Here is a 19,804-nt window from a genome sequence, read left to right as displayed (position 1 = left end):
CTCGATCGGGCGATCACTGTTCAACCCGGGCGACGGGTCGCCGTCTGCCGGTGTCCTGGCTACTTGATGCCGGCCGCGTCCATTCCGCGCAGCTCCTTCTTCAGGTCCTGGACCTCGTCGCGCAGGCGGGCCGCCAGCTCGAACTGCAGGTCGCGGGCGGCCTGCATCATCTGGTCGGTCATCTGCTGGATCAGGTCCGCGAGCTGGGCACGCGGCATCGCCGAGACGTCCTTGTCGACCAGCATCCCCGAGCTGCGGACGCGGTCGCCCTGCTCCGGCTTCTTGCCGCGCGAGGAGTTGCGGCCCGAGCCGCCCACCGAGACCTGCTCGGTGTCCTCCGCCTCGCTGTACACCCGGTCGAGGATGTCGGCGATCTTCTTCCGCAGCGGCTGCGGGTCGACGCCGCGCTCCAGGTTGTAGGCGACCTGCTTCTCCCGGCGGCGGTCGGTCTCGTCGATCGCGTGCCGCATGGAGTCGGTGATCTTGTCGGCGTACATGTGCACTTCGCCCGACACGTTGCGCGCCGCGCGGCCGATCGTCTGGATCAGCGACGTGCCGCTGCGCAGGAAGCCTTCCTTGTCCGCGTCGAGGATCGCCACCAGTGACACCTCCGGCAGGTCGAGGCCCTCCCGCAGCAGGTTGATGCCGACCAGCACGTCGAAGTCGCCCGCCCGCAGCTGCCGCAGCAGCTCCACCCGGCGCAGGGTGTCCACCTCGGAGTGCAGGTACCGCACCCGGATGCCCAGCTCCAGCAGGTAGTCCGTGAGGTCCTCGGACATCTTCTTCGTCAGCGTGGTGACCAGGACGCGCTCGTCCTTCTCCGCGCGCTCCCGGATCTCGTGCACCAGGTCGTCGATCTGGCCCTCGGTCGGCTTCACGACGACCTTCGGGTCGACCAGGCCGGTCGGCCGGATCACCTGCTCGACGAACTCGCCGCCCGCCTGGCCCATCTCGAACGGCCCCGGTGTCGCCGACAGGTAGACCGTCTGCCCGATCCGGTCGGAGAACTCCTCCCAGGTCAGCGGCCGGTTGTCGACGGCGCTCGGCAGCCGGAAGCCGTACTCGACCAGGTTGCGCTTGCGGGACATGTCGCCCTCGTACATGCCGCCGATCTGCGGCACGGTCTGGTGCGACTCGTCGATCACCAGCAGGAAGTCGTCCGGGAAGTAGTCGATCAGCGTGGCCGGCGCGGTGCCCGCGCCACGGCCGTCGATGTGCCGCGAGTAGTTCTCGATGCCGGAGCAGAACCCGACCTGCCGCATCATCTCGATGTCGTAGGCCGTGCGCATCCGCAGCCGCTGCGCTTCCAGGAGCTTGCCCTGCTTCTCCAGCTCCGCCAGGCGTTCCTCGAGCTCCTGCTCGATGCCCTTGATCGCCTTCTCCATGCGCTCCGGGCCGGCGACGTAGTGCGTCGCCGGGAAGATCCGGACCTCGTCGACCTCCTTGACGATGTCGCCGGTCAGCGGGTGCAGGTAGTAGAGCTTTTCGATCTCGTCACCGAAGAACTCGACGCGGATCGCCAGCTCTTCGTAGGCCGGGATGATCTCGACCGTGTCGCCGCGCGCGCGGAACGTGCCGCGCGCGAACGCGATGTCGTTGCGCGTGTACTGGATGTCGACCAGGGCGCGCAGGAAGACGTCCCGGTCCAGCTGCTCGCCGACCTTCAGCTTCGAAGACCGGTCGAGGTAGGACTGCGGGGTGCCCAGGCCGTAGATGCAGGACACACTCGCGACCACGATGACGTCCCGCCGGGACAGCAGGTTCATCGTCGCCGAGTGCCGCAGCCGCTCGACGTCGTCGTTGATCGACGAGTCCTTCTCGATGTAGGTGTCCGTCTGCGCGATGTACGCCTCGGGCTGGTAGTAGTCGTAGTAGCTGACGAAGTACTCGACCGCGTTGTGCGGGAACAGCTCGCGCAGCTCGTTCGCCAGCTGCGCGGCGAGGGTCTTGTTCGGTGCCATCACCAGGGTCGGCCGCTGGACGCGCTCGATCAGCCACGCCGTGGTCGCCGATTTACCGGTACCGGTGGCACCCAGGAGCACGACGTCCTTCTCGCCCGCGTTGACGCGGCGTTCGAGCTCGTCGATGGCCGCCGGCTGGTCACCGGCGGGCTGGTAGTCGCTGACGACCTCGAACCGGCCGCCCTCCCGGGGGATCTCCGAGACGGGCCGGAAGTCGGACTGCGCCAGCACGGGGTGTTCGGTTGCGAAAGCCACGTGGACCAGAGTAAGCCTCGGCACCGACAATTTCCGTCGGCCCTGGTCAGCGGGGTCGGTACACCGTCGCGAAGGCCACTTCGCCGCCGGCCACCACGCAGTGCACGACGGCGCCCGGCGCGGGTCCGTCGCCGAAGCACGAGACCAGCACCCGGTCGGGTCCGGTCGCCTGGACCTCGGTGCGCGGGAACTCCGCGAGCACCTCGGCGACCTCGGCGCCGGGTGCCTCGAGGTACCCCAGGACGACCTCCCGGGCCGACGCCGGCGGCGGGATCGGCAGGCCGTGGCCCTCGAAGAGCCGGTTCAGCTGGTCGGCCGCGGACACCGCGCGGGGGAAGCCGGCGAACGCCGCCGTCTGGACGACGATCTCGCCCACCTCGGCCGGGGAGAGCCCGGCGGCGAGGCCGGTGCGGAGGTGGACGCTCAGCGGCGGCCCCACCATCCCCGCCGCGACGATCGCGGCGAGGGTGGCCGCCTCCCGGGTGCGGGCGTCGAGAGCCGGCCGCTCGTGGAGGTGGCCGTAGACCGTGCCGACGGCCAGCTCGCCGAGCGCCGGGACGGTGGCGAACAGGGCGTCGAGCCGGGCTTCGCCGCCTTCGACCAGCTCCGCGAAATTGGCCCGGCCGCGGTCGTTCAGCTGTCCCATCGGCTCGGTCATCGTGTTCCCCTCAGCAGTTGCAGTCACAACAGGAACAGCAGTCGCAGCAGTCACCATCGCAGTCACAGCCACCGTCGCACCCGCCGGTCGCCGCCGGTTCCCCGCTCCACGGTCCAGGGTAGGGATCGCGGCAGCAGAACTGGCAGGTGCAGCACATGTAGGAGGCGACGGCGCAGCCGAAGAAGAAGTTCCGCTTCTTCGGCGGCACGACGAACTTCGGGACCCAGCAGCCGCCGCCCTTGCCGTGCAGGGACTCCGGCGGCGGGCCGTCCGGGCCATCAGGTCCATCGGGACCGCCCGGGCCGGGCGCGCCCGGCGGCGGGACCGGCCCGGGCGGCGCGAAGCCGTGAGGTGGCTGCTGCGGAGCCTGGCCGCCCCAGCCCTGGTGCGGGTGCTGCTGCGGGGTCGGTCCCGGTCCGATCCACCCCGGCGGCGGCTGCTGACCGTGGCCGAAAGCGCGTCGGACCGCTTGGCGGAGCTCGTGCACCAGCAGCGCGTGCACCAGCGCCGGTTCCGCGAACTCCGCCTCGCGCAACGCCAGCTCGACCCCCAGCACGGCGTCGTCGCACAGCCTGCGCGCCTCGGTCAGGTCCGTGCCGGTGGCGTGCCGCGGGTTCCACGCCCCCGCCGCCGCGTCGGCCGCGTGGTCCTCGACCGCGTCCAGCAGGTGGGCGGCCCGGCCGAACAGGCGGCCCGCCTCGGCCAGCGGTGCCGCGTTCCCCGGCCGCCCGGCCAGCTCCGCCGTGCGTGCGAACGCCGCGGCCGCCGCCAGCTCCGCCGGCTCGGTCGCCAGCAACGCCGAGTCGCCCAGGCGCATCGCCCGTTCCAGCTCGCCCTGCCGGTCGACGGCCTCGGTGAGCACCGCCGTGTCGAACCCGACCCGGCCGCCGGTGCGGCCGCCCTGCGCCGCCCAGCGGGCCGCGACGCGGCGGGCGGCGGCGGCCACCGGGCGCCTGCCGAACGCGCCGTCGCGGTCCTCGACGTGGTCGCCGACCTTCGCCGCGGCCAGCACCAGCGACACCGCCGCGGCCAGCTGGGCACCTTCGCCGCGGGCCACCGACGTCGACCGCATGCCGCGCAGCGGGCACGGGCCGGCGTCGCGGCGCCGGTCCGCGCGCGGCGTCTGGGCTTCGACCAGCGCCGAGATGATCAGCCCGTCGTAGTTGGTGACGACGCGGGCGAGCTGCCCGTGCTCGTCGCGCAGGGTGAGGCACAGCCCGCACAGGTGCGCGACCCAGTCGGCGTGCAACCGGCCCGACAGCCGGTGCCGGCACGGCCTGATGATCCCGAACATCCCCAGTCCCCTCGGTTCCCCCGGTCGTCGGCGCACCTTAGCCCGAACGTGTGGCTCACGCGGCCGCCGTTCGCGATTCGTGACCGGGTTCGGGCACCCACCAGGCAGGATGGGCCCATGACGGGACTGCACCCGCCCAAGGTCGAGATCTTCGACCCGGCCGCGCGCACGAACATCGACCCGAAGGGCATCAGCCGGGAGGTCGAGGAGTTCCGCGAGGAACCGTTCGGCCTGTACCTGGCCCGCCCGGCACCGGGACGTGCCCAGTTCCACTACCTCGAGTCGTGGCTGCTGCCGGACCTCGGCCTGCGCGTCACCGACTTCTGGTTCTCCCCCGGCCACGAGCGCGACCAGGACTTCTACCTCGACGTCGTGCGCGTCCGCCGTGACGGCACGCACTGGGTCGCGACCGACCTCTACGTCGACATCGTGCTGCGGGACAAGCTCTCGCTGCGGGTGATCGACACCGACGAGCTCCTGGACGCCCGCAAGGCGGACCTGGTCACCGCGGACGAGGCCGAGTCCGCGCTGGAGACGACCTACGCAGCGGTCGAGGGGCTGGCCTCGCACGGTTACGACCTGGCCGCCTGGCTGGCCACGAAGGACATCACCCTGACCTGGCGCCGCCACTAAGCCGGTTCAAGCCGGTTCAAGCCGGGTCCACCGATCGGTGGATGCCCCTCCCGACCGTCTCGGCGATTCGCCGGACCCCGCCGCCGCGGGACGCTCGATCCGTCGTGAACACGGATCGAGAGGGGGACGGCGGAATGCCGGTCATCGAGGTTGGACACCTCCACAAGCGGTACGGCGAGAAGGTCGCGGTCGAGGACGTCTCGTTCGACGTCGAGCGCGGGGAGATCTTCGGCATCCTGGGCCCGAACGGCGCGGGCAAGACGACGACCGTCGAGTGCGTGGAAGGGCTGCGGGTGCCCGACGGCGGCACGGTGTCGGTGCTCGGGCTCGACCCGCAGCGCGACCGCGCCGAACTGCGCCAGCGCGTCGGCGTGCAGCTCCAGGAGAGCCGGCTGCAGGACAAGCTGCGGGTCGGCGAGCTGCTCGACCTCTACGCCTCCTTTTACCGCGAGCCCGCGGACCAGGGGCGGCTGCTCGCCACGCTCGGCCTGACCGAGCAGCGGACCACCGCGTACAAGAAGCTCTCCGGCGGCCAGCAGCAGCGGCTGTCCATCGCGCTCGCGCTGATCGGCAGCCCGGAGGTCGCGGTGCTCGACGAGCTGACCACCGGCCTCGACCCGCAGGCCCGCCGCGACACGTGGGACCTCATCGAGGCCGTGCGCGACCAGGGCGTGACGATCCTGCTGGTCACGCACTTCATGGCCGAGGCCGAACGGCTCTGCGACCGGATCGCGGTGATCGACGCCGGCCGCGTCGTCGCGCTCGACAGCCCGGCCGGGCTGGTCGCCGGGGTCAACGACGAGCAGGTCGTCCGGTTCCGGCCGTCGGCGCCGATCGACCCCGCCGCGCTCGAAGCGCTGCCGGAGGTCCGCCGGGTCGAGCGGCACGGCGATCGCCTGGTGGTCACCGGCGGCGGCAACGTGCTGCACGCCGTGACGTCGTCGCTCGCCCGCCTCGGCGTGATCGCCGGGGACCTGCGGGTCGAGCAGGCCGGGCTCGACGACGCCTTCGTCGCGCTGACCGGCCACAAGCCGGAATGAGGGGGGAACCATGAGTGTCCTGACCAAATTGACCACCGCCGAGGCGAAGGTGTTCCTGCGCGACCCGGGTGCCCCGGCCATCGTCGTCGGCATCCCGCTCGCGCTGCTGCTGGTGTTCGGGCTGATGCCCGGCGCGAACGACCCGGACCCGAAGTACGGCGGGCACAGCGCGTTGGCCACGGTGATCGCGCCGATGGCCGTGACGATCCTGATCGCCATGCTGGCCCTGACGCAGTTCCCGAACGCGCTGGGCACCTACCGGGAAAAGGGCCTGCTGAAACGGCTTTCCGCGAGCCCGGTGCCGCCGAGCCGGCTGCTCATCGCGCAGCTGCTGGTGAACCTGGCCGCGGTCGTCGTCGTGGTCGCGCTCGTCGTGGGGGTGGGCGCGCTCGCGCTCGGCGTCGAGCTGCCGGCGAACCCGGCCGGGTTCCTGCTGTCGCTGGTGCTCGGCGCGCCGGCCCTGTTCTCGGTCGGGCTGCTGGTGGCGGCGCTCGCCCCCACCGGCCGCGCGGCGAGCGGCGTCGGCTCGGCGCTGTTCTTCCCGATGCTGGCGCTCGGCGGCGTGTGGGTGCCGAAGGAGCGGCTGTCGCCGTTCCTGCAGCACGTCGCCGACGTCCTGCCGCTCGGCGCGACCCTCAACGCGCTGCGGGCCACCTGGGCCGGGGACGCCCCGGAGCTGCTGCAGCTCGGGGCGATGGCGGTCTTCGCCCTCGGCTGCACCACGATCGCGACGCGGGTGTTCCGATGGGAGTGACGACTGCGCCCGCCCCGGTGCGGATCCGGCCGGTGGCCCCGGTCGCCCGCGTCCCGGTGGGCATCGTGACGGCGCTGCCGGCCGTCCCGCTGTTGTTGACCGCGAACCGCTACGGCTACTTCGGCGACGAGCTCTACTTCCTCTCCGCGGGCCGCCACCTCGCCTGGGGTTACGTCGACCAGCCGCCGCTGCTGCCGCTGCTCGCGAGGACGATGGACGCGCTCGGCCACTCGCCGTTCGTACTGCGGATCCCGGCGATGCTGGCGACACTCGCGGGGGTCGTCTTCACCGCGCTGATCGCCCGCGAACTCGGCGGCGGGGCGAAGGCGCAAACGCTTGCCGCTGCGACTTTCGCCGTGTCGACCGAGTTCCTGGCGGGCGGGCACTACCTGGCGACGTCCACAGTGGACCCGTTCCTCTGGACGCTGCTGCTGTGGCTGCTGATCCGCTGGCTGCGCACCCGCGCCGACGGCCTGCTCGTCTGGGCGGGCGTGGTGACGGCGTTCGCGCTGTACACGAAGTTCCTCATCGGCGGGTTCTGGCTCGCCGCGGGTGTCGCGATCCTGGTCTGCGGTCCGCGGGACCTGCTGCGGCGGCCCGCGTTGTGGGCCGGCGCCGGGATCGCCGTGGTCGCGCTGGTGCCGACGCTGCGCTGGCAGGCCACGCACGGCTGGCCGCAGCTCGGCATGAGCGCGGCGATCTCCCAGGAGGTCGCCGACACGTGGGGCGGGCGGCTGCTGTTCCTGCCGGAGGTGCTGGTCGTGGCCGGCGTCCCCGTCGGCGTGGCGCTGCTGCTGTACGGCCTCTGGCGGCTCCTGCGCAGCCCCGAGCTCCGGTTCCTCGGCTGGACGGCGGTCGCGCTGACCGCGGTGTTCCTGGCGGTGAACGGCCGCAGCTACTACGTCGCCGGGATGTTCCCGGTGTGCTGGGCGATGGCCGCGGTCGCGCTCGAACGCCGGGAGCCGTCGCGCTGGTGGCGGTGGCTCGCGACCTGGCCGTGGTACGTCGTGGCGGCGCTGCTCGCCGTGCCCGGCACGCTGCCGGTCTGGCCGCGGGCCTGGCTGACCGAGCACCCGGCGCTGCCGACGTCGGTGTTCGCGTTCGCGGAGATCGGCTGGCCCGAAGGCGCCCGGTCGGTGGCGACGGCGTTCGCCGCGTTGCCGGGCAAGGCGGACACGGCGGTGGTGACCGAGTCGTACTGGGAGGCGAGTGCGCTCGACCGCTACGGCCGTGACCTCGGCCTGCCGGAACCCGCCAGCGGAAACCGCGGCTACGCGACGCTGGTCGTCCCGCCGGAGCAGGCGACCGACGTCCTGTTCGTCGGCGCCGACCCGCGGCCGTTGCTCGGGAACTTCACCGACATCAAGCCATGGGGCAAGGTCGACACGGGCAGCGCGAAGCCGAGCTACTTCGACGGGCAGCCGATGTGGCTGGCGACCGGCCGGACCGAACCCTGGGCGACGCTGTGGCCGAAGCTGACGAACACGCACACGTAACCGGCGTCACCCTCCGCGAGGGGCCGCCGAGGCGGCCGACGTAGTGTGCCGAAAGGACCGGCGCCGCCAACCGACAGGAGCGTGATGGACGCCGTAGCCATGGCCCCCGACCAGGCGAAAGCCGAGCTCGCGCGGTTCGCCCGGCGGCCGGTGGCCCTGCTCGCCGCGGGGGTCGCGGTCGCGCTCCTGCTCACCGCCGGCCGCTACGGCTACTTCGGGGACGAGCTCTACTTCCTCGCCGCGGGACGGCACCTGGCCTGGGGGTACGCCGACCAGCCGCCGCTGGTGCCGTTCCTGGCGTGGGCGACGGACCGGCTCGCGCCGGGGTCGCTGGTGGTGTTCCGGCTGCCGGCGATCGCGGCGACGGCCGGCGGGGTCGTCGTCACCGCCCTGCTCGCCCGCGAGCTGGGCGGGCGGCGCAAGGCGCAGACCCGGGCCGCGGCGGCGTACGCGATCTGCGGCCAGTTCGTCGGCAGCGGCCACTACCTGGCGACGTCGACGATCGACCCGTTGCTGTGGACGCTCGTGCTGTGGCTGGTGGTCCGCTGGGTCCGCACCCGCCACGACCCCCTGCTCGTCTGGCTCGGTGTCGTGACGGCGGTGGCGCTCAACGACAAGTTCCTCGTCGGCGCGTTCTGGGTGGTGGCCGGGCTCGCGCTCCTGGCCTTCGGCCCGCGGGAGATGTTGCGCCGTCCGAAACTCTGGCTGGGCGCGCTCTCGCTGGTGCCGACGTTGCTGTGGCAGCGCGCGAACGGCTGGCCGCGGCTGGGCATGGGGGACGCGGTCGGCGCCGAGGTGGACGCGGCGGGCGGGCGCGAGAGCTTCGTCCCGGACCTGCTGGCCGGGGCGGGCTGGGTGATCGGGGCGCTCGGGGTGCTCTACGGCGTCGTCGTGCCGATCGGGAGCGAACAGCTGCGGCCGTACCGGTTCCTCGGCTGGACGACGCTGGGCGTCGTCGCGGTGTTCCTCTTCGCGAACGGCCGCTACTACTACGCGGCCGGGATGTTCGGCGTGCTGTGGGCGGCCGCCGCGGTGCACCTCGAGGCGCGCGAACCGGCGTCGTGGTGGCGGTGGGTGCCGACCTGGCCGGTGTTCGTGCTGTCCGCGGTCTTCAGCCTGCCGTTCACGCTGCCGGTGTGGCCGGCGCGCTTCCTCGTGGACCACCCGGAGGCGCCGCGACCCGCCTACGCGGCCGAGGAGATCGGCTGGCCGGACCTCGTCTCCGACGTCGCCGCGCTGTACCGGACCGCGCCGCCGGGCACCGCGATCGTCACCGGCGGGTACTGGCAGGCGGGCGCGCTCGGCCGGCCGGACCGTGCGGACAACGTCCTCTTCGTCGGCTACGACCCGTCGAAGGCCGCGAAGTACTTCCGGGACGCGCGGATCGTCGGGCAGGTCGGCAACCGGCTCGGCGTCCGCAACGGGAGCGCGCACCTGCCGGTCTGGCAGCTCAGCGGCCGCACGGCGGGCTGGGCCGAGATCTGGCCGCAGCTGAAGGACATGAAGGCGTGAGCGGCGGATTCGACTGGAACCGGCCGTTGTGGCCGCCGCTCACGGCGCAGGAGCCGACCGGCTGGCAGCCGTGGCTGAGCCGGTTCGAGCGGTACCTCCCCGGTGTCCTGCTCGCGGTCGCGACCTTGGTCACCCTCGGCGCCGGCGGCTACGACGGCCGCTGGTGGGTGACCACCGGCATCCTGGTCGCCGCGACCGCCCTCTGGGTGCTCGGCATGGTGCTGCTCGCCCCGGCGCGGCTGCGCGAGCACCCGGTGTTCGCCCTGCTCACCTTCCTCGGCGTGCTCGGGCTGGGCAGTGCCCTCGAAGCCCGGGACGTCACGTTCCTCATCTTCATGATCTACGCGTTCCTCGCCGCCATGCAGGTGCGGCCCACCTGGCTGGCCTTCGTCGCGCTGGCGGCGACGTCCCTGCTGATCAACACCCTCGGCAACGGCGGCCCGGTCCACGCGCTGGGCGAGAAGCCGGGTATCTGGGTCACGATCATCATCGTGCAGACCGCGGCGATCGGGGGTGGCGGGCTGCTGTCGACGGCCGTCGCCCGGCAGAACGAAGAACGCCGCCGCACGCTGGACGAACTGGCCGCCGCGTACGCGGAGAACGAAGGCCTGCAACGGCAGCTGCTCAGCCAGGCCCGGGAAGCCGGGATGCTCGACGAGCGGCAGCGGCTGGCCCAGGAGATCCACGACACCCTGGCGCAGGGTTTCACCGGCATCATCACGCAGCTCGAAGCGGCCTCGCTGGCCAAGGACGACCCGGCGGAGTGGCAGCGGCACCTCGACTCCGCGGCCGCGCTCGCCCGCGAGAACCTCACCGCCGCGCGGCGGTCCGTGCACGCGCTGCACCCCGAACCCCTCGACACCGCAACACTTCTCGACGCGCTGACCGACGTCGCGCGGCGGTGGGGCGAGCGGACCGGCGTGCCCGCGACGGTCACCGTCACCGGCGACCCCGCGCGGCTGCACCCCGAGATCGAGGCGACGATCCTGCGGATCACCCAGGAGTCCCTGTCCAATGTGGACAAACATGCCGCGGCGAGCCGGGTCGGCGTCACGCTGTCCTACATGACCGACGAGGTGACCCTCGACGTCCGCGACGACGGCGCCGGCTTCGAGCTCGCCGCGGCGGACGGCGGGTTCGGGCTGCCGGGCATGCGCCGCCGGGTGCGCCGCCTCGCCGGTACGCTCCACGTCGAGTCCGAGCCCGGTGCCGGGACCGCGATCTCCGTCGCCCTGCCCGCTGTGCCGCTGCCCCCGGAGGCCCTCCCATGACGATCACCGTGCTGATCGCCGACGACCACCCGATCGTCCGGGACGGCCTGCGCGGCATCCTGTCCGCGGAACCCGCCGGCGGCAAGGAGGGCTTCGAGGTGCTCGGCGAAGCGGCCGACGGCGCCGAAGCGGTCACGCTGGCCGAGCGGCTGCGGCCGGCCGTCGTGCTGATGGACCTGCGGATGCCGGGCACCGACGGCGTCACGGCGATCAGCGAGCTCGCGCGGCTGGGCAACCCGGCGCGGGTCCTGGTGCTGACGACGTACGACACCGATTCCGACGTGCTGCCGGCGATCGAGGCGGGCGCGACCGGCTACCTGCTCAAGGACGCGCCCCGCGAAGAGCTGTTCCGCGCGGTCCGGGCGGCCGCCCGCGGGCAGGCCGTGCTCTCCCCTGCGGTCGCCGGGCGCCTGATGGGCCGGATGCGCGAGCCCGCGCGGGAGCCGCTGTCCCAGCGTGAGCTGGAAGTGCTGGCGCTGGTCGCGCGGGGCTCGTCGAACAAGGAAACCGCGAAGAAGCTGTTCATCAGCGAGGCGACGGTCAAGACGCACCTGATCCACGTCTACGCGAAGCTCGGGGTGAAGGACCGCGCGGCCGCCGTCGCGGTCGCGTTCGAACGCGGGCTGCTCGGTTCCTAGGGCGTCCAGCCGGTCATCGCGGCCCACTTCTCGGCGCGGACGAACGCGGCGTTGACCCAGTCCTGCTTCTCGTCGGCGTAGGCCTCGACCGTGCCGTCGGCGGCGTGGGCCTCGGCCAGCCGAAGTTTCACGTCGCGGTAGTCGTCACGCTCGTCCGGGTGCGCGCGCATGTAGTCCCGGAACAGCAGCGCGAGCCGCCACGCGGGCGTTTCCTTCGACCGGACGTGCAGGTTCACCGGCCGTTTCGGGTCGGCGCCGACGTGCAGCCGCTTCGGCCAGGTGCCGTCGCCGTCCTGGGCGTCGTCGGCCCATTCGCCGGCCAGGCGCGGGAAACCGGCGTCGGAGAGCAGCTCGGACAGCGTGTCGGCGTCGTCCAAAGTGGACACCGTCAGCTGGAGGTCGAGCACGTCCTTGGCCGGCAGGTCCGGCACGGACGTCGACCCGATGTGGTCGGCCCGCAGCCCCAGCTCCCCCGTCGCGGCGCGGACCCGGGCGAGCACCCGCTCGGCCTGCTGCGGCCAGGTGAGGTCGTACCCGGCGATCTTCGGCGACATCGGGGGGCGCGGGCGGCGCAGCCGGACGTTCGCCTCGAACGGCACCAGCCGGTCCGCCCACAGCGCGTCGACGTCGGCGAGGACCGCGTCCTCGGGACCGCCGTTGTCGAGCCAGACATCGGCGACGGCACGACGCTGCTCGTCGCTCGCCTGCGCCCGGATGCGCGCCCGGGCGTCGGGCTCGGCCATCCCGCGGGCCGACACCAGCCGCCGGACCCGCACCTCGACGGGCGCGTCGACCACGACGACCAGGTGGTACGCCGTCGCGAGCCCGCCCTCGACCAGCAGGGGGATGTCGTGGACGACGATCGCGTCCGGCGCCGCGGCGGCCATCAGCTCACCGGTGCGGGCGCCGACCAGCGGGTGCACGATCGCGTTGAGCCGGCGGCGCGACTCGTCGTCGGCGAACGCCTTGGCGGCGAGCACCGGCCGGTCGAGCGAGCCGTCGGCGGCCAGGATCTCCGTGCCGAACTCCTCGACCAGCCGGGCGAGCCCCTCGGAGCCGGGTTCGACCACTTCGCGGGCGATCTTGTCGGAGTCCACCAGCACGGCGCCGTGTTCGGCGAGCCGGTTCGCCACGGTCGACTTGCCGGCCCCGATGCCACCCGTCAGCCCCACACGCAACATGCCGATCACCCTAGTCACGGCCCCCGGCGGCCGCCGGGAGACGTCGATCACCGCGGGCCGCACACGGACGGGTGAAGCGCAAGTCGATCGTGACGCGTGACTCAACCGAAATCCGGACACGCCGCGTTGCTTACCCACCTTCATCGGTGCAGATGCGTACCGTGCGCCGCGTCAGGTCGCCCACACGGAGGAACCGATGGCGGACAGCAAGCACGCCGGGAAGCACCGGCTCGGCACGCCGGGGCTGGTGCACTGCATGGTTCACCACTCCGTGGCCATGGCCCTCGAGGACTACCGGCGGACCTGGCTGAGCACCCTGCTCGTCCCGGCGAAGCACAGCTTCGCGGGCCTCCGCCGCAAGGCCCGGCTGGCCGCCATCGAGCGCATCTGGGTCCCGGCCGTCGGCGTCGCCACCGCGCGGCCCGCGACGGCGCAGGCCGCCTGACCCACCCGCTCAGCGGCCGGTTTCGCGCGTCTCGATCACGATCTCCGACGACAGCGTGCGGTGCACCGGGCACTTGTCGGCCATCAGCATGAGCTTGGCGCGCTGGTCGTCGTCGAGGTCGCCGTCCAGCTCGATCTCGCGGGTGATGCGGCTGAGCATCCCGCGCTCGGTCTCGCACTTCTCGCAGTCCTCGGCGTGGATGCGCTCGTGCCGCAGCCGGATCGTCGCGCCGGTCAGCGGGATGCCCTTGCGGTCGGCGTACATCCGCAGCGTGATCGCGGTGCACGAGCCCAGCGACGCGAGCAGCAGCTCGTACGGGTTCGGGCCGGCGTCGGCCCCACCGACGGACACCGGCTCGTCGACCAGCAGCGTGTGTCCCGCCGTGCTGACCTGCTGCGTGTACGTGCCGTCGCCGCTCGCGGTGACGACGACCGTGCCGGGCTCGGGGTGTGCCATCCGGGTCAGTCCTCCCAGGGTGAGTTCAAGATCGTCGTGACGAAGTCCTGCCGCTCGAAGCCTGGCACGAACCGGGCCAGAACATCGGCCTTGACGTTCCCGAACGTCGTGTCGGGCCGGTCACGGACGCCGTCGGTGAACGCGGCGAGGATGCGGCGCTTGAAGTCCGGCCGCGGGTGCGCGGCGACGATCGCGGCGCGGCTGTCCGCGGGCAGGTCGTGGTAGCCGATGCCGAGGACGTCGTACTCGACACCGGCGGTGACCAGCGCGATCTCGGGTTCCATGTGCTCGGGGATGCCCGGGGTGGTGTGCAGCGCGATGGCCGTCCACGCGATCCGGGCCCGTTCCGCGTCGACGCCGTGGCCGCGCAGGAAGCGCCGGGCTTCGTCGGCGCCGTCGAGCTCGAAGCGGCGGCCGGTGCGGTGGCCCTCGACCAGGCCGAGGTCGTGGAACAGGGCCGCGACGTAGAGCAGTTCGGCGTCGAAGTCGAGCCCGCGGCGTGCGCCCTGCAGGGCGCCGAACAGGTAGACCCTCGATGAGTGGTCGTACAGCAGCGGGCCGGCGGTGTCGCGGACGAGGTCGGCGGCCTCGCGGGCCAGCGCGGTGTCCGGGACGGAGATGGTGGCGGTCATCGGGGAACCCCTTTCGTCGGTGCTTCCGACGCTGCCAGGGTTCGCGGGGGCCGGACCGGTGCCCGCCGGACGGGAATGCCGCACATCCGGACATCGGGCGCATTCCCAAGAGGCTGCGGATATCGTATCTTCTGCAGCGGGTGGGTAACCCGGGCGCCGTTGTGCACGGCTGCTGCGAAGGGGGTGCGTCGTGGCCACCAGGCACGTGTCGATGCGCCCGGCCGAGCACGGCCACCGCGAGCGCTACCTCGACGCGGCGCTGTCGGTGCTGTTCGACCGGGGCGTCACCGCTCTCACCGTCCGCGGGGTGGCCGAGGCCGCCGGCGCGTCGACGATCTCGGTGTACACCCGCTTCGGCGGCCGCTCGGGCCTGCTCGACGCCCTGTACGAGCGCACTTTCGACTCCCTGCGCGGGATGCTGGAGGAGCTGCCGCCCCAGAGCCCGGACGGCGTCGCGGACCTCCTCGACCTGGCGATGGCGTACCGGCTCTTCGCCCGCGAAAGCCCGGCCCGCTACGCGCTGATGTTCGAGCGCCCGGTACCCGGCTTCGACCCCGACCCGGCGCTGCGCTCGGCCGTGGTGCGGACGACGTTCGGCCTGTTCATCGAGCGGGTCCAGCGGGTCAGCCCGCCGGGCACGGACGCGCAGACCGCGGCGTACCAGCTGTGGACGGCCATGCACGGCCTGGTCGGGGCGGAGCTGATGCTCGCGTCCCGCACCGCGCTGCCGGAGTGGTTCATCCCGCCGACGGACGAGGCCAACGCCCGGATGTACCGGTGCGGCGTCACGGCGATGATGACCGGCCTGGGCCTGCGCGAGCTCTGACGCACCTGCCGCACTCGCCCGTTCGCGCGGCCCGCGCATGAGCCGGGGCCGGGGCACCTGATCGCACCGCGCTTGAAGCACCGAGGCCGGAACGCAGCGAACCCCGGTCCGTTCCCGGACCGGGGTTCGCTGTGGTTCAGCTCAGAGAGCTAGTGCTCACGCACCACCGGAGAGCTTCTCGCGGAGCGCCGCGAGCTGCTCGTCGGAGGCGAGGGTGCCACCAGTGCTCTTCGTGTCGGCCGGGGCCGAGCCCGAGGTGTAGCTTTCCGCGCCACCCTCGATGCCGGTCGCCGCGTCCGCCGCGGCTTCCGCGTCGGCCTCGACGGCCTTCTGGACCTGCTTCATGTGGGCCTCGTAACGAGTGTGCGCCTCGGCGTACTGGCGCTCCCACTCCTCACGCTGCTTGTCGAAGCCTTCCTGCCACTCCTGGGTGTCCGGGTCGAAGCCCTCGGGGTAGATGTAGTTGCCCTCGGGGTCGTACTCGGCGGCCATGCCGTACTGGGTCGGGTCGAACTCGGTGTCCGGCGTGACACCCTCGTTCGCCTGCTTCAGCGACAGCGAGATGCGACGGCGCTCGAGGTCGATGTCGATGACCTTGACCATGACGTCGCCGTTGACCTGGACGACCTGCTCCGGGATCTCCACGTGGCGCTCGGCCAGCTCGGAGATGTGGACCAGGCCCTCGATGCCCTCTTCGACGCGCACGAACGCACCGAACGGAACCAGCTTGGTGACCTTGCCCGGCACGATCTGGCCGATCGCGTGGGTGCGGGCGAACTGGCGCCACGGGTCTTCCTGGGTCGCCTTCAGCGACAGCGAGACGCGCTCGCGGTCCATGTCGACGTCCAGGACCTCGACCGTGACCTCCTGGCCGACCTCGACGACCTCGGACGGGTGGTCGATGTGCTTCCAGGACAGCTCCGAGACGTGCACCAGGCCGTCGACGCCACCCAGGTCCACGAAGGCACCGAAGTTGACGATGGACGACACGACGCCCTTGCGGACCTGGCCCTTGGCCAGCGCGTTGAGGAACTCGCTGCGCACCTCGGACTGGGTCTGCTCGAGGTAGGCACGGCGGGACAGGACCACGTTGTTGCGGTTCTTGTCCAGCTCGATGATCTTCGCCTCGAGCTCGCGGCCCACGTAGGGCTGCAGGTCGCGGACGCGGCGCATCTCGACCAGCGACGCGGGCAGGAAGCCGCGCAGGCCGATGTCCAGGATGAGGCCGCCCTTGACGACCTCGATGACGGTGCCCTTGACGGGCTCGTCCTTCTCCTTGAGCTCCTCGATCGTGCCCCAGGCGCGCTCGTACTGCGCGCGCTTCTTGGACAGGATCAGACGGCCTTCCTTGTCCTCCTTCTGGAGAACGAGGGCTTCGACCTCATCGCCGACGGTGACAACCTCAGCCGGGTCGACATCGTGCTTGATGGAGAGCTCACGCGAGGGGATGACACCCTCGGTCTTGTAGCCGATGTCGAGCAGGACCTCGTCGCGGTCGACCTTGACGATGGTGCCTTCGACGATGTCGCCATCGTTGAAGTACTTGATCGTCTTGTCGATAGCCGCGAGGAAGTCTTCCTCCGACCCGATGTCGTTGATGGCGACCTGCGGGGCCGCGTTCGGGGCGGTCGGGGCGGTGGCGGTGTCGATGGTCATTAGGCGGGTTGCTCCGGTGGATGGGAATCGAGGGTTGGCAGTTGTCGGCGCGATGGGGTGCTACGGCATGCGACGACCCTGCGAGCAAACGTCCACCAGTGAACGACGCGGCATGACCCGCAAACGGTGCGCGACCCGATTCCCAACCAGAAGCTGAGCGGAAGGCAGCGCGAACCCACTGCGCTAACACTTATCCTACGCGGCAGTCGCTAGGCGGCACAATCAGGGTCCCCCGGCGATCGCTAAGGTCCTCGCGAAGGCAAACGCACGCAGGAGGACGCGGGTGGAGCGGGCACCGGCGGCCGGGACCGGAGACACCATCATGCCACCGAACGACCCCGCCGCGCCGGGGCGCCACGACGCCGCCGAGCACGCGCTGGGCACCACCGCCGTCGCCTACCGCAAGGTCGGCGGGCCGGAGGCCGCGGCCGCGAACCTCGCCTGGTGGGACGCCGACGCCGACGACTACCAGGCCGAACACGGCGGGTTCCTCGGCGACGCCGACTTCGTCTGGTGCCCGGAGGGCGTGCGCGAGGCGGACGCGCGGCTGCTCGGCGACGTCCGCGGCAAGCGCGTGCTGGAGGTCGGCTGCGGGCAGGCCGCGTGCGCGCGCTGGCTGCGCGCCGAGGGCGCCGACGCCGTCGCGACCGACCTGTCCGCCGGCATGCTGCGCCACGCGCAGGAGGGCAACGGCCGCACCGGCCTCGCCGTGCCGCTCGTGCAGGCGAACGCCGAGTACCTCCCGCTGGCGACGGGCAGCTTCGACGCGGCCTGCTCGGCGTTCGGCGCGATCCCGTTCGTGGCGTCCGTCGACGCCGTGTTCGCCGAGGTCCACCGGGTGCTGCGGCCCGGCGCGCCGTGGGTGTTCTCGGTGACGCACCCGATGCGGTGGATCTTCCCGGACGACCCGGGCCCGCAGGGGCTCACCGTCACCCAGCCGTACTTCGACCGCACGCCCTACGTCGAGGTCGACGACGACGGCACCGCCACCTACGTCGAGTACCACCACACCCTCGGCGACTACGTCCGCGCGCTGGCCGCGGCCGGGTTCACCCTCACCGACCTCGTCGAACCCGAGTGGCCGGAGGGCCACACGCGGACCTGGGGCCAGTGGAGCCCGCTGCGCGGCCGGCTCTTCCCGGGCACCGCGATCTTCCGCACGCACCGCTCGTGACCCGCCTCGAAGAGGAGCAGAACGCGCGGTTCGCCGCGCTCGACCCGCTGCTCCCGCCGATCGCGCCCCCGCACGCGGCGAGCGAGCCGCTGCTGGCGACCGTGGGCGGCCGCCGGGCGGGCGGCCTGCTGACCCACGTCGCGCACGCGCCCGGGTCGTGGCCCGCGCTGTGGGGCCCGCTGGAGCTCTGGGACCTGACCGCGGTGCCGGGCGACACCGGCGCCGCGGGGCTGGCGGCCCTGCTGGGCGCGTGGCGGGAGCGGATGCGCGGCTCGGGCGCCGGTCCGGACTCGGGCTGCATGCTCACGTGGCCGAGCCGGGACGACGAGGCGTCCGCGGTCCTGCTGGCGCACGGCTTCGCGCCGCTGACCTGCCTGGCCGTCCGGCCGCCGGACCCGCCGCCGGGTCCGGGCCCGGCGCGGGTGCCGGTCCGGCAGGCCGGGGCCGGCGACACCGAGGCGCTCACCGAGCTGCGGCTGGCCGAGTGGCGCTACACCTCCCAGGTCGGCACCGCGGTGCCGCGGCCGGGGGCGCGGCCGCTGCTGCTCGCGGAGGTCCGGCGCCACCTGCGCTTCAGCGGCCTGGTCTGGCTCGCCGAGGACGAGGGGGTGCCGGCCGGGATGGCCGCCTGCGCGCTGGCCTCGCCGGCGCCGGGCGACAGCATCCACGGCAAGCTGCCCGCCGGGCGCTGGGGGTACGTCGACACGCTGTCGGTGTCCCCGGCGGCGCGCGGCGGCGGGGTCGGCCGGGCCCTGATGGCGACGGCCCATCGCACCCTGCTGTCGTACGACGTGCGCGGTACGTTCCTGTTCTACCACCCGGCGAACCCGCTCTCCCCGGTGTTCTGGCACCGGCAGGGTTATCGTCCACTGTGGACGATGTGGATCCGGCGACCGGCCTGGTCCTGACCGACGACCAGAGGGGAACCATGGACATCGCCGAGCCGCTGCTCGCTGCCTGCAAGGCACGCTTCGCGGCCGTCGACGCGCTGCTGCCGCCCGCCGCGCCACCCGCCGAGGGCCTGCGGCTGGACGCGGCGACGGCGGACGGCACCCAGGTCACCGGGGTGCTGCAGCGGCACCGGCTGGGCCCCGGCGACGTCTCGACGCTGTGGTCGGCCGCCGACACCTGGCAGCTCTTCCCGTACTTCGGCGACACCGGCACCGAGGGCCTCGACCTGCTCCTGCGCGCGCTGCGCGGCCTGCTCGACGGCGAGGCGACCGGCGACGACTCGGCGTGCGCCGTCGTCTGGCCCAGCCGGGACGCCGAGGCGATCCGCGCCTTCCTCGACCACGGCCTGGTCCCCCTGGGCGCCCTGGGCGTGCGGACCGCGCCCCCGCCGCCGCCCGATCCCGCGGTGGACGTCCGCCGCGCCGGGCCGGACGACTTCGCCGTCGCGCTGGAGCTGGCGACGGCCACGTTCGACTACACCGGCCTCGTCGCCGCGCCCCGCCGCGCGAACACCGCCGACCTGCTGGCGCCCGCGCTGCGGGAGGCCCTCGGCGCCGCGGAGCCGCCGGTCTGGCTGGCCGAGGACGGCGGCGCGGTCCAGGCGATGGCGCACTGCGCGTGGATCGACGCGACCGCGGGCAGCGCGGCGGCCGAGCTGCTGCCGCCGGGGCGCTGGGGCTACGTGAACAACGTCGTGACCGCACCCGGCGAGCGGGGCGGCGGGTTCGGCCGGGCCCTGATGGCCCGCGTGCACCAGGAGCTGCGCACCGGCGGCGCGACCGGCACGTACCTCTACTACAACCCGACCAACCCGCTGGCCTCGGTGTTCTGGCACCGGCAGGGCTATCGTCCACTGTGGACGACGTGGGAGGTGCGCCCGGCGGGCGCCCTGCGGTGAGTCACCCACTGGTGTGACGTGCGTCCGGTGATCTTGCTCCGCACCCCGGCGAGGACTAGCTTTTGAACTGACC

At 72.7% G+C, this 19,804-nt stretch carries 19 protein-coding genes; 12 read left to right on the top strand and 7 right to left on the bottom strand.

The window, feature by feature from the left end:
- Nucleotides 1–59: 59 nt before the first annotated feature.
- From uvrB to ACGFMK_RS32100, 3 genes are read right to left on the bottom strand one after another with little or no spacing between them, the layout of a single operon-like run.
- A complete protein-coding gene (uvrB, locus tag ACGFMK_RS32110; RefSeq protein ID WP_392771161.1) occupies nucleotides 60–2,216 on the bottom strand; it encodes an excinuclease ABC subunit UvrB in 2,157 nt (718 codons plus the stop codon).
- A gap of 46 nt (nucleotides 2,217–2,262) precedes the next feature.
- The gene (locus ACGFMK_RS32105; protein WP_392771159.1) at nucleotides 2,263–2,874 is read right to left on the bottom strand and encodes a carboxymuconolactone decarboxylase family protein; all 612 of its coding nucleotides are present in this window, start codon (nucleotides 2,872–2,874) and stop codon (nucleotides 2,263–2,265) included.
- Nucleotides 2,875–2,884: 10 nt separating this feature from the next.
- Nucleotides 2,885–4,168 (bottom strand): DUF5685 family protein, encoded by a 1,284-nt coding sequence (locus ACGFMK_RS32100; protein WP_392771156.1) that lies wholly within the window; start codon nucleotides 4,166–4,168, stop codon nucleotides 2,885–2,887.
- A gap of 117 nt (nucleotides 4,169–4,285) precedes the next feature.
- Between ACGFMK_RS32100 and ACGFMK_RS32095 the strand changes: the two genes are divergently transcribed.
- From ACGFMK_RS32095 to ACGFMK_RS32065, 7 genes are all read left to right on the top strand, one after another.
- Entirely contained in the window at nucleotides 4,286–4,801 is a 516-nt protein-coding gene (locus ACGFMK_RS32095) for a DUF402 domain-containing protein (protein ID WP_392771154.1), read from the top strand.
- A 134-nt stretch (nucleotides 4,802–4,935) separates the two neighbouring features.
- Nucleotides 4,936–5,841: an ABC transporter ATP-binding protein gene (locus ACGFMK_RS32090; RefSeq protein ID WP_392771151.1), complete on the top strand. Its 906-nt coding sequence runs from the start codon at nucleotides 4,936–4,938 to the stop codon at nucleotides 5,839–5,841.
- A gap of 10 nt (nucleotides 5,842–5,851) precedes the next feature.
- Nucleotides 5,852–6,595: an ABC transporter permease gene (locus tag ACGFMK_RS32085; protein ID WP_392771148.1), complete on the top strand. Its 744-nt coding sequence runs from the start codon at nucleotides 5,852–5,854 to the stop codon at nucleotides 6,593–6,595.
- Nucleotides 6,586–8,091, top strand: coding sequence for an ArnT family glycosyltransferase (locus ACGFMK_RS32080; protein ID WP_392771145.1), 1,506 nt, complete (start codon nucleotides 6,586–6,588; stop codon nucleotides 8,089–8,091). The genes ACGFMK_RS32085 and ACGFMK_RS32080 overlap by 10 nt, the downstream gene beginning before the upstream one ends.
- An 84-nt stretch (nucleotides 8,092–8,175) precedes the next feature.
- On the top strand, nucleotides 8,176–9,603 hold the full coding sequence (locus ACGFMK_RS32075; RefSeq protein WP_392771142.1) for an ArnT family glycosyltransferase: 1,428 nt from the start codon (nucleotides 8,176–8,178) through the stop codon (nucleotides 9,601–9,603).
- Nucleotides 9,600–10,874 carry a sensor histidine kinase gene (locus tag ACGFMK_RS32070; RefSeq protein WP_392771139.1) on the top strand — a complete coding sequence of 425 codons (1,275 nt, stop codon included), beginning with the start codon at nucleotides 9,600–9,602 and terminating at the stop codon, nucleotides 10,872–10,874. The genes ACGFMK_RS32075 and ACGFMK_RS32070 overlap by 4 nt, the downstream gene beginning before the upstream one ends.
- Nucleotides 10,871–11,512 carry a response regulator gene (locus tag ACGFMK_RS32065; protein WP_392771136.1) on the top strand — a complete coding sequence of 214 codons (642 nt, stop codon included), beginning with the start codon at nucleotides 10,871–10,873 and terminating at the stop codon, nucleotides 11,510–11,512. Before ACGFMK_RS32070 ends, ACGFMK_RS32065 begins: the two co-directional genes overlap by 4 nt.
- On the opposite strand, the gene coaE is transcribed toward ACGFMK_RS32065, so the two are convergent.
- Nucleotides 11,509–12,693, bottom strand: a complete 1,185-nt coding sequence (gene coaE, locus ACGFMK_RS32060) for a dephospho-CoA kinase (RefSeq protein ID WP_392771133.1) — start codon at nucleotides 12,691–12,693, stop codon at nucleotides 11,509–11,511. The genes ACGFMK_RS32065 and coaE overlap by 4 nt on opposite strands.
- A 196-nt stretch (nucleotides 12,694–12,889) precedes the next feature.
- Here coaE and ACGFMK_RS32055 point away from each other — a divergent pair, with 196 nt between their 5' ends.
- On the top strand, nucleotides 12,890–13,138 hold the full coding sequence (locus tag ACGFMK_RS32055) for a hypothetical protein (RefSeq protein ID WP_392771130.1): 249 nt from the start codon (nucleotides 12,890–12,892) through the stop codon (nucleotides 13,136–13,138).
- 9 nt (nucleotides 13,139–13,147) lie between these two features.
- Here ACGFMK_RS32055 and ACGFMK_RS32050 read toward each other — a convergent pair whose 3' ends face one another.
- Together ACGFMK_RS32050 and ACGFMK_RS32045 are read right to left on the bottom strand one after the other, a co-directional pair.
- The gene (locus ACGFMK_RS32050; RefSeq protein ID WP_392771127.1) at nucleotides 13,148–13,594 is read right to left on the bottom strand and encodes an OsmC family protein; all 447 of its coding nucleotides are present in this window, start codon (nucleotides 13,592–13,594) and stop codon (nucleotides 13,148–13,150) included.
- A gap of 5 nt (nucleotides 13,595–13,599) precedes the next feature.
- Nucleotides 13,600–14,226: an HD domain-containing protein gene (locus tag ACGFMK_RS32045; RefSeq protein ID WP_392771124.1), complete on the bottom strand. Its 627-nt coding sequence runs from the start codon at nucleotides 14,224–14,226 to the stop codon at nucleotides 13,600–13,602.
- A gap of 211 nt (nucleotides 14,227–14,437) precedes the next feature.
- On the opposite strand from ACGFMK_RS32045, the gene ACGFMK_RS32040 reads away from it, so the two are divergent.
- Nucleotides 14,438–15,052, top strand: coding sequence for a TetR/AcrR family transcriptional regulator (locus ACGFMK_RS32040; RefSeq protein WP_392771207.1), 615 nt, complete (start codon nucleotides 14,438–14,440; stop codon nucleotides 15,050–15,052).
- A gap of 156 nt (nucleotides 15,053–15,208) precedes the next feature.
- Here the strand turns inward: ACGFMK_RS32040 and rpsA are convergent, their stop codons facing one another.
- Nucleotides 15,209–16,708, bottom strand: coding sequence for a 30S ribosomal protein S1 (rpsA, locus tag ACGFMK_RS32035; protein ID WP_392771121.1), 1,500 nt, complete (start codon nucleotides 16,706–16,708; stop codon nucleotides 15,209–15,211).
- Nucleotides 16,709–17,030: 322 nt separating this feature from the next.
- Here rpsA and ACGFMK_RS32030 point away from each other — a divergent pair, with 322 nt between their 5' ends.
- Genes ACGFMK_RS32030 through ACGFMK_RS32020 form a run of 3 tightly spaced genes read left to right on the top strand, consistent with a single transcriptional unit; the run spans nucleotide 17,031 to nucleotide 19,731 of the window.
- On the top strand, nucleotides 17,031–17,882 hold the full coding sequence (locus ACGFMK_RS32030; protein WP_392771118.1) for a class I SAM-dependent methyltransferase: 852 nt from the start codon (nucleotides 17,031–17,033) through the stop codon (nucleotides 17,880–17,882).
- Nucleotides 17,879–18,790 carry a GNAT family N-acetyltransferase gene (locus ACGFMK_RS32025; protein WP_392771116.1) on the top strand — a complete coding sequence of 304 codons (912 nt, stop codon included), beginning with the start codon at nucleotides 17,879–17,881 and terminating at the stop codon, nucleotides 18,788–18,790. Before ACGFMK_RS32030 ends, ACGFMK_RS32025 begins: the two co-directional genes overlap by 4 nt.
- Before the next feature lie 20 nt (nucleotides 18,791–18,810).
- Nucleotides 18,811–19,731, top strand: coding sequence for a GNAT family N-acetyltransferase (locus tag ACGFMK_RS32020; protein ID WP_392771204.1), 921 nt, complete (start codon nucleotides 18,811–18,813; stop codon nucleotides 19,729–19,731).
- Nucleotides 19,732–19,804: the final 73 nt, after the last annotated feature.

The sequence above is a fragment of the Amycolatopsis sp. NPDC049252 genome (assembly GCF_043197175.1).
In the GTDB taxonomy this organism is placed as follows: domain Bacteria; phylum Actinomycetota; class Actinomycetes; order Mycobacteriales; family Pseudonocardiaceae; genus Amycolatopsis.
This window is presented reverse-complemented; position numbering and strand designations above follow the sequence as displayed.

Coding starts and splice junctions, on each gene's coding strand:
- ACGFMK_RS32020 (WP_392771204.1), top strand. CDS start 18,811: ATGGACATCGCCGAGCCGCTGCTCGCTGCCTGCAAGGCACGCTTCGCG.
- ACGFMK_RS32105 (WP_392771159.1), bottom strand. CDS start 2,874: ATGACCGAGCCGATGGGACAGCTGAACGACCGCGGCCGGGCCAATTTC.
- ACGFMK_RS32080 (WP_392771145.1), top strand. CDS start 6,586: ATGGGAGTGACGACTGCGCCCGCCCCGGTGCGGATCCGGCCGGTGGCC.
- ACGFMK_RS32055 (WP_392771130.1), top strand. CDS start 12,890: ATGGCGGACAGCAAGCACGCCGGGAAGCACCGGCTCGGCACGCCGGGG.
- ACGFMK_RS32095 (WP_392771154.1), top strand. CDS start 4,286: ATGACGGGACTGCACCCGCCCAAGGTCGAGATCTTCGACCCGGCCGCG.
- ACGFMK_RS32030 (WP_392771118.1), top strand. CDS start 17,031: ATGCCACCGAACGACCCCGCCGCGCCGGGGCGCCACGACGCCGCCGAG.
- ACGFMK_RS32075 (WP_392771142.1), top strand. CDS start 8,176: ATGGACGCCGTAGCCATGGCCCCCGACCAGGCGAAAGCCGAGCTCGCG.
- rpsA (WP_392771121.1), bottom strand. CDS start 16,708: ATGACCATCGACACCGCCACCGCCCCGACCGCCCCGAACGCGGCCCCG.
- ACGFMK_RS32085 (WP_392771148.1), top strand. CDS start 5,852: ATGAGTGTCCTGACCAAATTGACCACCGCCGAGGCGAAGGTGTTCCTG.
- ACGFMK_RS32065 (WP_392771136.1), top strand. CDS start 10,871: ATGACGATCACCGTGCTGATCGCCGACGACCACCCGATCGTCCGGGAC.
- ACGFMK_RS32090 (WP_392771151.1), top strand. CDS start 4,936: ATGCCGGTCATCGAGGTTGGACACCTCCACAAGCGGTACGGCGAGAAG.
- ACGFMK_RS32045 (WP_392771124.1), bottom strand. CDS start 14,226: ATGACCGCCACCATCTCCGTCCCGGACACCGCGCTGGCCCGCGAGGCC.
- ACGFMK_RS32050 (WP_392771127.1), bottom strand. CDS start 13,594: ATGGCACACCCCGAGCCCGGCACGGTCGTCGTCACCGCGAGCGGCGAC.
- coaE (WP_392771133.1), bottom strand. CDS start 12,693: ATGTTGCGTGTGGGGCTGACGGGTGGCATCGGGGCCGGCAAGTCGACC.
- ACGFMK_RS32100 (WP_392771156.1), bottom strand. CDS start 4,168: ATGTTCGGGATCATCAGGCCGTGCCGGCACCGGCTGTCGGGCCGGTTG.
- ACGFMK_RS32040 (WP_392771207.1), top strand. CDS start 14,438: ATGCGCCCGGCCGAGCACGGCCACCGCGAGCGCTACCTCGACGCGGCG.